This is a genomic window from Anaerotignum faecicola (genome assembly GCA_024460105.1).
Lineage (GTDB): Bacteria > Bacillota > Clostridia > Lachnospirales > Anaerotignaceae > JANFXS01.
Genome location: JANFXS010000002.1, coordinates 273,439 through 287,134, shown reverse-complemented (window position 1 = coordinate 287,134; position 13,696 = coordinate 273,439). Strand labels below are relative to the sequence as shown.

General features: G+C 38.4%; 10 protein-coding genes. 9 read left to right on the top strand and 1 reads right to left on the bottom strand.

The window, feature by feature from the left end; all coding sequences use genetic code 11:
• Window positions 1–4: 4 nt before the first annotated feature.
• The 5 genes from NE664_03985 to NE664_03965 all read left to right on the top strand — a co-directional run bounded on the left by NE664_03985 (window position 5) and on the right by NE664_03965 (window position 5,965).
• Window positions 5–1,006: an NAD(P)H-dependent glycerol-3-phosphate dehydrogenase gene (locus tag NE664_03985; GenBank protein ID MCQ4725821.1), complete on the top strand. Its 1,002-nt coding sequence runs from the start codon at window positions 5–7 to the stop codon at window positions 1,004–1,006.
• A gap of 225 nt (window positions 1,007–1,231) precedes the next feature.
• On the top strand, window positions 1,232–2,782 hold the full coding sequence (locus NE664_03980; protein MCQ4725820.1) for a trypsin-like peptidase domain-containing protein: 1,551 nt from the start codon (window positions 1,232–1,234) through the stop codon (window positions 2,780–2,782).
• Between the two features lie 130 nt (window positions 2,783–2,912).
• A complete protein-coding gene (locus NE664_03975; protein ID MCQ4725819.1) occupies window positions 2,913–3,533 on the top strand; it encodes a stage V sporulation protein AA in 621 nt (206 codons plus the stop codon).
• A 1-nt stretch (window position 3,534) separates the two neighbouring features.
• Window positions 3,535–3,954: a stage V sporulation protein AB gene (locus NE664_03970; GenBank protein MCQ4725818.1), complete on the top strand. Its 420-nt coding sequence runs from the start codon at window positions 3,535–3,537 to the stop codon at window positions 3,952–3,954.
• Between the two features lie 1,159 nt (window positions 3,955–5,113).
• Window positions 5,114–5,965, top strand: a complete 852-nt coding sequence (locus NE664_03965; protein ID MCQ4725817.1) for a bacteriohemerythrin — start codon at window positions 5,114–5,116, stop codon at window positions 5,963–5,965.
• A 562-nt stretch (window positions 5,966–6,527) separates the two neighbouring features.
• Here NE664_03965 and NE664_03960 read toward each other — a convergent pair.
• Entirely contained in the window at window positions 6,528–7,796 is a 1,269-nt protein-coding gene (locus NE664_03960) for a Zn-dependent hydrolase (protein ID MCQ4725816.1), read from the bottom strand.
• 733 nt (window positions 7,797–8,529) lie between these two features.
• On the opposite strand from NE664_03960, the gene NE664_03955 reads away from it, so the two are divergent.
• The 4 genes from NE664_03955 (at window position 8,530) to NE664_03940 (ending at window position 13,679) form a co-directional block, all read left to right on the top strand.
• A complete protein-coding gene (locus NE664_03955; GenBank protein MCQ4725815.1) occupies window positions 8,530–8,673 on the top strand; it encodes a hypothetical protein in 144 nt (47 codons plus the stop codon).
• A gap of 321 nt (window positions 8,674–8,994) precedes the next feature.
• The gene (locus NE664_03950; protein ID MCQ4725814.1) at window positions 8,995–9,858 is read left to right on the top strand and encodes a hypothetical protein; all 864 of its coding nucleotides are present in this window, start codon (window positions 8,995–8,997) and stop codon (window positions 9,856–9,858) included.
• Window positions 9,859–10,186: 328 nt separating this feature from the next.
• Window positions 10,187–12,226, top strand: coding sequence for a sigma 54-interacting transcriptional regulator (locus NE664_03945; GenBank protein MCQ4725813.1), 2,040 nt, complete (start codon window positions 10,187–10,189; stop codon window positions 12,224–12,226).
• Between the two features lie 262 nt (window positions 12,227–12,488).
• Window positions 12,489–13,679: a pyridoxal phosphate-dependent aminotransferase gene (locus tag NE664_03940; GenBank protein MCQ4725812.1), complete on the top strand. Its 1,191-nt coding sequence runs from the start codon at window positions 12,489–12,491 to the stop codon at window positions 13,677–13,679.
• Window positions 13,680–13,696: the final 17 nt, after the last annotated feature.

Here is a 13,696-nt window from a genome sequence, read left to right as displayed (position 1 = left end):
TTACATGAAAAATGTGGCGGTAATCGGTTCCGGCAGCTGGGGAACCGCTTTGGCTGTTATGCTTGATAAATATGGACATAAAGTTACTATTTGGTCGTGGAGAGAAGAAGAAGCGCAGGCCATCAGGAAAGACAGGGAACATAAAGAATTTCTTCCGGGCATTGAAATAAGGGACAGCATAGGTATTGAAACAGATCCGGAGAAAGCGGTTTCAAACGCCGACATAGTTATAACGGCTGTGCCGTCAAAATTTGTAAGGATTAATATGGAAAAATTCTCGCCGTTTCTTAAGGAAAACCAGATACTTGTTAATGTAGCCAAAGGCCTTGAAGACAACAGCCTTATGAGACTTTCGGAAGTGATTAAAGAATGTGTGCCGCAGTGCAAAGTATGTACGCTTGTGGGACCCAGCCATGCGGAAGAAGTCGGTCGTGATATACCTACTGCCTGTGCGATTTCATGCTGTGATATGGAAGTTGCAAAGATGGTGCAGAACGAATTTATGAACCCTAATTTCCGTTTGTACACAAACAGCGACATGATTGGAATGGAACTGGGAGCGGCCCTTAAAAATGTTATAGCCCTTGCGGCAGGAATGAGCGACGGTTTGGGCTTCGGCGACAATACAAAAGCCGCTCTGATGACCAGGGGCATGGTTGAAATCAGCCGTTTGGGGATAGCTATGGGCGGAAAAGCCGAAACATTTATGGGCCTTTCAGGTATTGGAGACTTGATAGTTACATGCACAAGTATGCATTCAAGGAACAGGCGTGCCGGAATTATGCTCGGTGAAGGGAAGAGCCTTGAGGAAACGCTTAAAGCGGTTCATATGGTTGTGGAGGGCGTTAATACGGCAAAAGCGGCATATGACCTTTCAGTCAAGTATAATGTTGACATGCCTATTACGAAGGAAATCAACGAAGTGCTGTTTTGCGGAAAAGACGCTCGTAAGGCTGTAATGGAACTGATGTCGCGCGTAGGAAAAAATGAAAGCATCGGTTTTTGAAAAATAAATTTTTAAGCGCGGGGAAAATGCGCCCGCGCTTTTTATTTATGTAGTTATCTTTCGGCGGCCCGCTGTAAAAAGTAAAACTTTTATAGTTTATAATGGATTTAATGCTGTTTTTTCAAAATGGGAAATTATTAAAAGAATATTAAAGAATATTTAATTGACTGATTGTTCGGACGGGCATATAATTAAAATCAAATTGACTTTTTTAAGGAGAAACGTATGAAAAAATTTCTATATGCGCTAATTGTGGCAATAGGCACAGCGGCCTTATTGCCTTTTAATATATTTGCAGGCAGCCGTGAAATCAAAATACTGATCGACGGGGCGGAATTGAATATTCCAGCCGAATACGGTCATCCGTATTACGATGAATACGAACGCGTACAGATACCGATGCGATATATAGCGGAGGTATGCGGATATGAAGTCGAGTGGGATGCGGAAAGCCAAACTGCTGATATAATTACCGATAAAGGCATTATAAGCGTTGAAACCGGTTCCAAAGAAATGAAAACTCCAAGCGGTACGGTTTATATGGATACGGCGGCGTGTGTAAACAGCGACGGCAGGATATATATTCCACTGCGATATGTTATGGAAGCTGCAGGGCTTGAAGTTACATGGAAGGCTGAACGTGACTGCGACATAATTTCGATTTCAGGCAGTTCTGCTCTGCCTTTTGATAAGCCTATGACTCCGAAAGAGGTTTCAAAAAAAGCTTCGCCGTCAGTATTTTATATTGAAGTTAAGCAAGGCGGCAATGTAACAGGATCGGGAAGCGGATTTTTTATAAGCCCGGACGGTACGGCCGTTACAAATTATCATGTTATCGAAAATACTACGGATGCGGTTATAACAACAACAGACGGAGAACAATATCCTGTGGAAAGCGTGCTGTTTTACGATATATCTAATGATATTGCGGTTCTTAAAATTTCGGATAAAGCCGTAAGCGGAACAGTGAGGAAAGAGTTCCCGTATTTGGAAACGGCAGATTCCGACAAGGTTGAAAACGGAGATAAAATTTATGCTATCGGTAGCCCCAAAGGCCTTCAAAATTCCATAACTGACGGCATAATCAGCAATAACCAAAGGGTAAGCGACAACGGACATTTATATCTTCAGATTTCCGCTCCGATATCTTCCGGAAGCAGCGGAGGGGCGCTCCTTAATGAACATGCCCAAGTTATCGGCATAACGACGGCAAGCGTTAAAGACGGCCAAAACCTTAATTTAGCCGTCCCAATTAATTTAGTTACAAACGGGCTTAAAAATGTGAATGAAATACCGTACAGGGAAGTATATGAGACCGAATTCAGAAGATTTATAGAAGGTTATACGGCTGAATTGGGAGAGAGGCTGTGGGAAGAGGACACAAGCGGCTCTTTGGCCGTAAATTATATTGACAGCGGAGATACGTTCATCGGCTCCTTTGAAAGGTACGACGAGATAGATTTTTATGAGTTTTTTACGCCTATACCTGTGTACGCGACTGTTTCGGGCGGGGCGTTGTTTGATGCAACGGGAAACAAAAGTGAGGACGATAAAATTAAGGCGTCATTTATATTTACTATTAATAAGGAAGTGAACGAGCCGTATTTGACAGGCGAGATGGTTTCCGATGACAATGGCAATATGGTTAGGATTGCGTCGAAAAAATATCTTGAGCCCGGCAAATATTACATAGCCGTTTTACAGTCAGTTAACGACAAAAATGCATGGAAAGATAAAAATTATTTCTTGTATATGACTCTTGAGGCGGCCGAATAACTGAAAAACTGCGAAAATACTTATTTTGTATTTTTGCAGTTTTTTTTATTTGGGTTTTAATAGAAACTTCCCGGACGTATTTTTTGCGCCATATAAGGAATAATAAGGCTTAAAGAGGTGAATGAATTAAATGGATGTGTATATAAAACCTGTTAAAAAATTTCAGGCTAAGGGGAAAAAAATAATTTACTTAAAAGATATTGCGGAAGTTTACTGCGAAAATATCAAAAACGACTCCTTAAAAAACGCTATAGTTTTAAGGATAGAGCAAGGATGCAAAAGGGCTAATTATATTATTTCAGTTATGGACATGGTAAAAGCCGTTACTAACTTAGAGCCGAACGCAACGGTTGTTAATATGGGAGAAACTGATGTTGTAATTGAATTTGCGGAAAAGCCGGCAAAAGAAAATAAACTGCTTACAATAATTAAAATAGCGGCTGTTGTTGTAATATTATTTTTTGGCGGCGCAACCGCAATAATGAGTTTCCATGCCGACGGCGAAATACCGAAGGTTATGAGCAGTTATTATGAAATGTTTTACGGCGTTGAAAATGAAACGCCTTATGTACTGGAAATACCTTATTCAATAGGGCTTGCAATCGGTATCATAGTATTTTTTAATCATTTCAGCGTTATTAAGATGACGGAAGATCCAACGCCGATTGAAGTGCAGATGACAACATATGAAAAAGAAGTTATAGAAAACCAGATCGAAACATTAAACAAACAAAAGGAGAATAAAAACTGACATGTTTAATAACATAGTTCTTGCCGTGATCGGATTATCCTCCGGAACAGTTGTGGCAGGAGGCATATTTGCGTTTATTGCTATAATAGGCGTTGTGCCAAGGCTTGCACAAAAAACAAAAACAGAAAAATATATTATGATATATGAAGATGCTATTACGTTAGGCGGTATTTTTGGGTGTACGACAATGTTTTTAAAATATTATATACCTATAGGAAATGCCGCGGCCGTGATTGCGGCCGCGGCTATAGGCGTATTTGTCGGCTCTCTTGCTGTTTCGCTTGCCGAAGTTATAAATGTTGTGCCGATTTTTATGAGACGCGCAAGGCTTAAGCAAGGCCTGTCGTTTTTTTTGCTTGCGCTCGCAGCCGGAAAACTTATTGGTTCCCTTGTATATTTTTTTGTGCCTGCATTTAATTAAATAAATATTTTGCAAGCCTATACTTTCAGTTTATAAGTGCAGACACGTTCCGCTTGGTAAATTTTTTAATTTCCTGGGCTGCAAATACTTGGTTAGGCTCTTGAATTTTCTTTGGGAAACTCTGTGCGCCGCGATTTTAACATGATTTGGATATTTGCCTATGGGCAAGCCTTTATATTTGCGCCTTGAATAACAAAAAAATTATCCATGTGTAGTCGTATAGTTGAAAACGGCATTAGTATTTTAAGAGTAAGTAAAAATTACGTAAGCGCAGCCAAAACTATGTCAAATGCTTTTGACGCCGATATTATGCCGCTAATGCCGTTTTAAACCGCATATCCCATTGCAAATTGAAGGCGCTTATTTATAGTAGGTTTTTGCGCCGTGATTTGGGAAAAGAAATAATATTTATTGCCTCCGGGCAGCTATGTCTACACTGTTGACGACAAAAAATCCGTTTGCAATCGCATATATGCCGGATAGTGAAGATGAAAGAAATGGCAGGATTATATAATTAAAAAGATATTTTACTATTTTTACCCAAAGTTCCTGTTTGAAATATTTATTGCGCAAGAAAGTTGTGTTCAGAGAAGTTTTGACGCGTTCTTCTTTAAACATTTGAATATGCGGGTTTTAATTGACTAAAGAGTTATTGTTATTTTTGATAATTTCTTGACTGATTTTTATAAGTATAATGGTTTTTGTTCCGTTTGCCGGTTCCAATAGGATATAAATATATAATCGTGTTTTCCGAAATCTTTTAATATTGGGATTACTGTATTTTTCGGAATAACTTATTGACATTATATCTGTTTTGGCATTTTATTTTCTGTATTTTTCTAATGCGGGTATAAAACAAAAAGTTCGTAATGTGAAATATCAAATGATTTTGCCCGAAGTTCCTATAATATGCCTTTTAGCCTCAAAATAGAGTAGAGCGTTTTTAATCCTTATTTGAGAGTGCAGCCAGTTTTTTCCATATGCTTTTAAAATAATCGGTATATGAACCGGTTGAGAGTAAATTTGTTTTTAACGAACTTGCCGAAATAATATGAGAATATTTAAAATGAAAGCAAAAGCGTTTTCCTTGCCCATACGTCCGGTTAGTGATATGATAATACTGCAAAATAAGAGTATTAATAATAAAGGAGAGAATTAAATGTGGAAGGACAGTTACAGCTTAGGGGTTGAACGTATTGACAAGCAGCATATGGAGCTTTTCCGTGTGACGAATGATTTAATACATGCTGTTGATGAAAACGCCGGAGCCGAGGACTATAAAAATATTATCAAATTTTTGAAGGATTACGTTGTATACCACTTTAAAGACGAGGAGGAATATCAGGCCTCTGTTGGGTATGAAGGGATAGAAGAGCATAAGGCTGAGCATCGTGAGTTTACAAAAAAAATTGCCGTATATGAAAAAGAACTTGAAAAGACAGGTTTTAATATACATACAATGAAAGAACTTGCAGGGCATTTAACGGCATGGCTCATATATCATGTTGCGGACGCCGATCAAAAAATTGTTTCCGGAGATAAAGGGGGAAATGCTGAAAAGCATTTTGACATGTGCGTTGAACTTTTTTCAGACAGCGCCATGGACGTAATGGAGAAAATGGCCGGTTTCAGCCGCGAAAAAATTATACATAAAACAGTTGTTAACCACAGAATTAAAGGCGATATATTTATAGGAATAGAGATTATCGGGGATTTAAAGGGAAGAGCAGTATTTGCATTTTCAAAAGAGCTGTCGTTAAATCTTATAAGGATTTTAACTTCAATGGAATTGGAAGAAGCAGACGAAATGGTGCGGTCGGCGCTGTGTGAAATTACGAATATATCATGTGGAAAAGCGTCGATAGAGCTTGCAGAAAAGGGAGTGAATTGCGATATAAAAACTCCGGTTATATTGGACAATTCATTAAGCGAAACGGAAATAAACGGGATGTTTATAGATACAGGCTCCGGCGGGCTTGAGGTTATGGTATTTGTTGATGAAATGGCATAAATATTGTAAGGATGGGCGATATGGTTTTATGTTTATTGATTTTATAAAGCTTAATTGCACTGCAATAACTTAGTGTTTAAAGCACATGCTTGGCTTCGGTTTACAAGTGAATAAGTGCTCCATGGGAAAAAAATTTCCATACTTCCGTGCTGCATATACTTGACGTAGGAGACGCGGCGCATTGATCTATAAGGATTCTTTCTTCGTAAGGCCGGAAATTTTTAACGGGAGTTGGAGGCATAAGAGCAAAGCAAAAGCGCGCAGTTGCAGTAGATCCTACGGCAAACGGCTTTAATACGGCTATTTCGCCGCTAACGCCCGTTAAAACTGCGTGTATGCTTTTTTAAACTGATGCTATTTCGGGTTTAAAACAATATTTTTTAACGCCGGTTTAAAATTGATCTATGAATTTTGTTTTATAAATAAAATCAAACGGGCCGGGCGCATATTTAAATAAAATGAATAATACGTCGGGCAATGCTCCTTAACATACAAAAAACCGGGCAGTTTATAATCTGCCCGGAATAACGGAGTCAATATGTAATTTTATGAGATGATAGTATTATAATCCTTGTTTATCAAGTTTTAATACGGCATTTAACATAACCGACGCTCCGTCTGTACATTGTTCAACAGACGTATGTTCAGGCTCACAGTGTGACAGGCCTTTATCAGAAGGAACGAAAATCATAGTTGTAGGAAGCATGTAAGAAACATACTGCGCATCATGGCCGGCGCCTGAGTTAATATCCATATGCGATATATTAAGTTCTTCGGTTGCTTCTCTAACGTATTCAACAAGTTTCTTATTCCAGTAAACTGTGTCGCGGTTCCAGCCGAGTACAACTTCGCAGTCGCAGCCCTGCCATTTTTTCTCAGGCAGTTTTAAGAGTATTTCGCGGACCTGATCGAGAACTTCGGGCTGTGTATGGCGAACATCGATTGAAAAATCAAAATAATCCGGAATAACTGTGTTTACACATGGGTGTATAACGACTTCTCCCGTTGTATAAACAAGATCCTCGTGGCCGAGTTTATCAATTTCTTCATGAAGATAGCAAAGCGCTTCGGCAGCCGCATGGAATGCATCATGACGTTTTTTCATTGGGAATGTGCCCGCATGTGCGGCAAATCCGTAAAATTTAACCCTGTAAATCATCTGTCCTAAAACGCATGTAACAACGCCTACATTTTTTCCGGCGTCTTCAAGTATAGGGCCCTGCTCTATATGAAGTTCAAACATTGCTTCGTACTGTTCAGGATTTAATCTGTTTTTAGCGTCGCCTTTAAATTTAAATGTTGAGAGTTTCTTGCCAAAAGTCATTTCCGGATCCAGGATTGATTTGGAAGCCATCATTTTGTTGTACTCAAAATTATCCCTGAATCTTTCAGGCATATAATCATGACATACAATTCCTGAGCACATCATACACGGAGGAAACTCGGAGCCTTCTTCATTTGTCCAGATCATTGCCGTTAAAGGATGTTTATGCTCAATGCCTTCGGCTACAACAGTCTCGAGAACTTCCATTGCGCCCATAACGCCGAGTATACCGTCATAGTTTCCGCCGTTTTTAACCGAGTCGCAGTGTGAACCCATAACAATCCTTTTAGCGTTTGGATCTGTGCCGGGGATTGTTGCGTACATATTTGCAAGATCGTCAGTTTCAATTGTTGCGCCGATTGCTTCCATGCGTTTAACAAACTCTTCCCTTGCCATTAAAGCTTCGGGTGAAAGTGAATACCGTGTTATACCGCCGTGGCCTGCATCACCGAATTTAGAAAATGTTTTGATTTTGTCTTCCATTCTTGCCGCATTACATTTGTACATATACATTCCCGCCTTTCATATCGTCTTATACTGATTGGTTATACAAAATTTACATATATATTTTGAACACTGCTGTTATGTATGTTATATATAGCAATAGTTGTGCCAAATAAATTTTTTAAGAACAAAAAATAAACAAATATATTGATAAATAGTCGCCTATATGTGCAGTTTTGCATAAAAAAACTAAATGCGGCCTGATATATAGGGTTCAAAGTTAATGTAAAATTGCATAAATATGCAAAAAAACATTAAAATAAAAAATAAATATTTTTCCGATTATAAAAATCGTTAGATTTAAACCAATCGTTAGTATACAAAGTTTATGCGAAATTACATTACAGTATTTCGCAACAGGACTGTTTTTACATGTAAATGTAAGAGAAAAGAATTGTTATGCATATTTGCATGGAATGATTTAATGCATGATATAAAAGATTATTAAAAACTGTAATGAATTTTGTATTTACACTGACTATATAATAAACATAAAAACTGGTTGTTAAAGTATTTGTGTATGTGTTTGGGCATTCGTTTTTAAAGAATCGGTATTTAATGAAGAAGAAGTATGTGTAAAACTGGCATGGCTATTAATTTTCCTAAATTGGTATAGAGATTGACTATATTTAAATGAGGCTGTAAAAATAGCCGTATATTAGGGTATGCTGTATGGTACGCTTATCCTAATGTTTGGACGGAGAATACTATATATTTTAAACCGGGAGAGAGATCGATGCTTGAGCCGAATATGACATTCTATATGATGCCGGGACTTTGGCTTGACGGCTATGAGGTTGCCATAACGGAATGTATACGCATAACAGAAAGTGGAGCAGAAACAATTACGAAGTTTCCGAGAAGGCTTTTTATTAAGTGATTTTTTAATGAAATTTTATCGAACAGCGGGATATATTTTTATATCCGGCGCTTTATTTTTTGATATTTCTAATTTTGGCTGTGGTTTAATAAAATTAACTGAATTTATGATGTAATATTTATTTATATTGATGAAAAATCAAATTTATATTGACAATATAAATCGTACTGCGGTATCGTTGTTAATATAAACGGATGACAAAATACTATTAGATTTTTATGATGCGGGCAGAAGCGTCGTTAAGATGTTTCTATTTTATGGTATAATGCTATTAAATTATAATAAACTTTAAATGAAAAATAAGCGGCGGAGGATGGCAATTTGCTTGTATATTTTCAAAATAACCCGGATTTTTCAGGCAGTGAAAAGAAAAAAGTTATAAATATGCCGTTTTATTACGGAAATTTTGAGTTCAAACTGCTTGACTGCTATGAATTTCCTAAGGGCGTTGTGCTTGATATTATATGCCTTCTGGATTATGATATTTTAAAAGATTATCATTTAAAATATAATGTGCGCGAAGAAGAACTTACAAGCAGTGAAATCAACGAGGCGATGATGAATAAAGCAACTCCTGATTTTACGGCTGTGGAACTTTATGCAGACGAAAACCTGGTTTCAAAAGAGATAACGAACGAAGGCGGCGTATATATAGCGGGATATTCAAAATATACGGAAAACAGCATACCTGTAAAACTTGTTGAAGAATATGACTTTCTTAAAGGCGATAATAAAGCTTTCTATTTTGCGAGACTGCATGCGGCATATTGCGGTACACGCAGATTTAGTTTGGATACAGCCAATACGGTATGTTTCAAGGTTATAGAAAATACTCCTTTCTATTGGATCAATTATAGGTTTTCCGTTAGTTTAAGCCATACTGAAAAAAATACATTTACCATAACGCATCCTGAAAACAAGGGAAAATATAACGTTAAGCTTGAAGAGGCGGTTAAATACCTGTTTGATATAATCCTCCTTGCGTTTTCAACAGATCCGCCTTTGCCCGAACGGCAGCGCCTTGTAATTGAAAATACCGAAACAATTAACATGTATAATTTTGCCATTGAAAATTTTAGTCCAAATTTCTCATATATTGCCGTAAAAAATTCAGATACGGCAAATTTAAATTTAAAAGGAATAGAGTGTACGGGCAAAAAATATAAGCTGGTTAAAGTTGTTTAATATTGCTTAAGAGGATATTGGCGATGAAGAATTTATAATGCTGCGTTTAACGGCTGTAATGGCGGAACCCTTGGAGGTTTGCTTACGGCAGGCGAAAAATACGATTTGGATGAAGCCATTGAAATTGTCCGTGAATTTTTAAATTAACAAATTGTTTAAGCTAAAAAACATTGTATCCAAATTAGGATGTAAAAACTCCGGCGTTAAAAAATGCCGGGGTTTTTCTTTAATAACGGACATTTTATTGCCCTTCTTCTTTTTATAATGCGGCTATGGTATAATTGAAATATAAATTTAGGGAAAAAACTTGCTTTTTGGAGGGGTTCGGATGAAAAAAGAGATCGCTGTATTTACAATATCTGAGCAAGTGGGCAGTTTTTATAAAGAGCAGCTTTACGATCTGTTTGGAGAGCGTATTTGCGTATCGACATTCAGCGTTGAAAAAGGAGGATCATACAATAATATAGCCGCCGATTTGTATCTTGTAGCCACAACTTCTTCCGATACGTTCGATTACGTAATGTCTTTTATTCCCGAGGGGGCTAAAGTGGTAGTGTCAAATATTACTTTCAGGAAAGAAAGCCTGATGGAACTGGCTGTTTTTCCTAAAGGGACAAAAGCTCTGCTGGTAAATTTGAGCGTAAATATGGCGATTGAAACTATATCGGATCTTAACAGATTTGGTATTACAAATATTGAATTTTATCCGTGTTATCCCGGAATGAAGAAATTCCCGGATACCGGCCTTGCAATCACGCCCGGGGAAAGGAGATATGTGCCGAAAGGGATTAATCGGATAATCGATATCGGACATAGAGTATTTACTGCAAACACAGTGTTGGAAATTGCATTAAAGCTGGATTTTACCGAGTTTATTGAAAGTGAAAAATACAGGGATTATATACAGTCGCTTGCTGAGGTAGATTACAGTACCAACACTTTAGCTTCAAAAAGTTACAGTATGGAAAATAAATTTGAGATTCTGCTGGAAGCGGTGGACGAAGGTATTATCGGTGTTGACGGGGAAGGAACAATTTTTGCGTTTAATCGGCTTGCAGGCCGCATTTTAATGATGGAACAAAGTTGGGCTGTCGGAAGGAAAGCGGATGAAATACTGCCGTTTTTTAAAGATATTATATTGAAGCGCGCGTGTGCCGAACCTGAAACAAACCTTGTAAAAATTAAAGGCGTCTATTTGAATGTAACGACTGCTCCGATTATCAGGGATAAACAATATATGGGAATATTCCTTTTAATACAGCGTTTTTCCGACGAAGAAAATAAACAGCACAAAATGCGGACACAGATGATGGGGCGCGGATGTAATGCAAAATATACGTTTGACGACATAATCGGAGAAAGCCCGGAAATGCTGAAAGCCAAAAATATTGCCGGCAGAATGGCGCAGGCAGACGGGGCGATTCTGCTTACAGGGGAAAGCGGCACGGGAAAAGAACTGTTTGCCCATGCGATCCATATGAGCTCCGCAAGACGGAATATGCCGTTTGTTGCCGTAAACTGTGCGGCCCTTCCGGATTCGTTGTTGGAAAGCGAATTATTCGGATACGGCGACGGAGCTTTTACAGGGGCGAAAAAGGGAGGCAGGATTGGGCTTTTTGAATATGCTCATATGGGGACTGTATTTTTGGACGAAATAGAAGGAATGAGCCCTAACTTGCAGGTAAAGCTTCTGAGGGTTTTACAGGAAAAAGAAGTAATGCGGATAGGCGAGAATAAAATCATTAATATAGATGTGCGGATTATTGCCGCTTCAAACGAAAATATCAGAAAAATGGTAGATATGGGCATGTTCCGAAAAGACCTGTATTACCGTATAAATACATTTCCTATTGATATTCCGCCGTTGAGGGAAAGAGGAAACGACGTTTTTATGATTATGGAGGAAATAAAACGAAAATGCGGGGCGCATTTTAAGCTGAGCGAAGAAGCGGCGGAGGCGTTTTTACAGTATAGTTGGGACGGAAATGTAAGGGAATTGCAGAATATAGTGGAATACTTAAAATTTACGGATTTGGATACGGTTGGATATAGCGACCTGCCGGAGGCGCTTAAAGAAGGGCGGCATAGGAATTTGAGGACTGTGTCTGTGCATGGAACGGAAAATAAAAAGGGAGAAATAAAAAAAGATTTGGTGCTCGAAATATTGCTTGAAAGCGAAAGGAAGGGTGTCCATGCCGGAAGGAAAACTATTGCGGCCGCATCTTATGAAAAAGGATTTCCTTTATCGGAACAGCAGGTAAGGGGAATAATGAAAGAGCTTGAAAATGAAGGCCTGATTATTATTGCCAAAGGAAGGGCCGGCACAAAACTTACTGAAAAAGGGAAGAAGTATAAAGGTTACATATAAAAATGGTTAAATGGTTGTAAAAAATGGTTAAATGGTTATTAATATCCAATTTTTTATAACCATTATTTTTTTGGTAATAAAGAAGAATATATGGAGAATGATAGTTTTATACAGGAAATATAGGATTTAAAAAAGAAAAATATGCAGAAAAAAGGAAAAGTTGTTTTGGCATGTTTATTGCTGTTGTAAAAAGTAACTACGTAGTTTGTATATAATCAATATATTTTAAGCAATATGTCAGCATGAAGGATGGTGTAAAAAGATGATTTATAACTTTGACGAAAGAATTGACAGAAAAAATAATAATGCCGCTAAATTTGAAGAAGCGTATCTGCATTTCGGCAGCAACGACGTTATTCCGCTTTGGATTGCGGATATGGATTTTAAAACGGCGCAGCCTATAATCGACGCTGTCAGGGAACGTGCTGAACAGGGTATTTTCGGATATACGTCCCGCCCTGAGGAATACTTTAAACTGATTGCAAAATGGCAGCAGAGGCAAAACGGATATTTGCCGGATGTAAATAAAATGGCGTTTGCGCCTGGAGTTATACCGGCAATGCGTATGATACTGAATTTGTTCACACAGGAAAACGATAAAATACTTATACAGTATCCGGTCTATCACCCGTTTACCGATTTGGTTCAAAACAGCAGCCGCCGTATTGTGCCGAGCAGGCTGATTTTTGAACATGGAAGATATACTATGGACTATGACGATTTTGAGGAAAAAGCAAAAAACGGGGTAAAATATTTCTTGCTCTGCAACCCGCACAATCCTGTGGGCAGGTGCTGGAGCAGGGAAGAACTCAAAAGGGTTGGGGATATTTGCGTAAAGTACAATATAAAAGTAATTTCGGACGAGATACATTCCGATTTAATGCTGTTTGGCAATAAGCATACGGTGTTTGCTTCTATTTCGGACGAGATAGCAAGCCTGACGACTACATGTATTGCTCCGAGCAAAACTTTTAACTTGGCGGGGCTTCAGTCTTCAACAATTATTTTTCCGAATACAGTCTGCAAAGAAGCGTATGAAACTCAGCTGAAAGCTATGGATATTGCCCGGAATAACTGTTTCAGCCTTGTTGCGACTATGGCGGCTTACGAACACGGCGAAGAATGGCTTACCCAGTTGAAACGCTATCTGGAAGGCAATATGCGGTTTATCGGGGATTATTGCCGCGAAAATATTCCGTTTTTTAAACCGAACCTGCCGGAGTGTACTTATTTATGCTGGATAGACGCAAGGGATACCGGCATGACAGACGACGAATTATTTGATTTTACTGTCCGGAAAGCAAAAGTTGCATGCAGTATGGGCGTTCAGTTTGGTAAGGGAGGCGAAGGATTTTTGAGGTTAAACGCCGCGTGTCCGAGGTCGACGCTTGAAGATGCATTGGGAAGGATTAAAGCCGCCGCCGCTGATAATCCAATACTTTGTAAAAAGTGAAGAAGGGATTTTTGGAG

Bases quoted from the DNA above. Each gene is read 5' to 3' on its own strand.
- NE664_03940 (MCQ4725812.1), top strand. From the start codon at position 12,489: ATGATTTATAACTTTGACGAAAGAATTGACAGAAAAAATAATAATGCC.
- NE664_03945 (MCQ4725813.1), top strand. From the start codon at position 10,187: ATGAAAAAAGAGATCGCTGTATTTACAATATCTGAGCAAGTGGGCAGT.
- NE664_03960 (MCQ4725816.1), bottom strand. From the start codon at position 7,796: ATGTACAAATGTAATGCGGCAAGAATGGAAGACAAAATCAAAACATTT.
- NE664_03985 (MCQ4725821.1), top strand. From the start codon at position 5: ATGAAAAATGTGGCGGTAATCGGTTCCGGCAGCTGGGGAACCGCTTTG.
- NE664_03965 (MCQ4725817.1), top strand. From the start codon at position 5,114: ATGTGGAAGGACAGTTACAGCTTAGGGGTTGAACGTATTGACAAGCAG.
- NE664_03955 (MCQ4725815.1), top strand. From the start codon at position 8,530: ATGCTTGAGCCGAATATGACATTCTATATGATGCCGGGACTTTGGCTT.
- NE664_03980 (MCQ4725820.1), top strand. From the start codon at position 1,232: ATGAAAAAATTTCTATATGCGCTAATTGTGGCAATAGGCACAGCGGCC.
- NE664_03975 (MCQ4725819.1), top strand. From the start codon at position 2,913: ATGGATGTGTATATAAAACCTGTTAAAAAATTTCAGGCTAAGGGGAAA.
- NE664_03970 (MCQ4725818.1), top strand. From the start codon at position 3,535: ATGTTTAATAACATAGTTCTTGCCGTGATCGGATTATCCTCCGGAACA.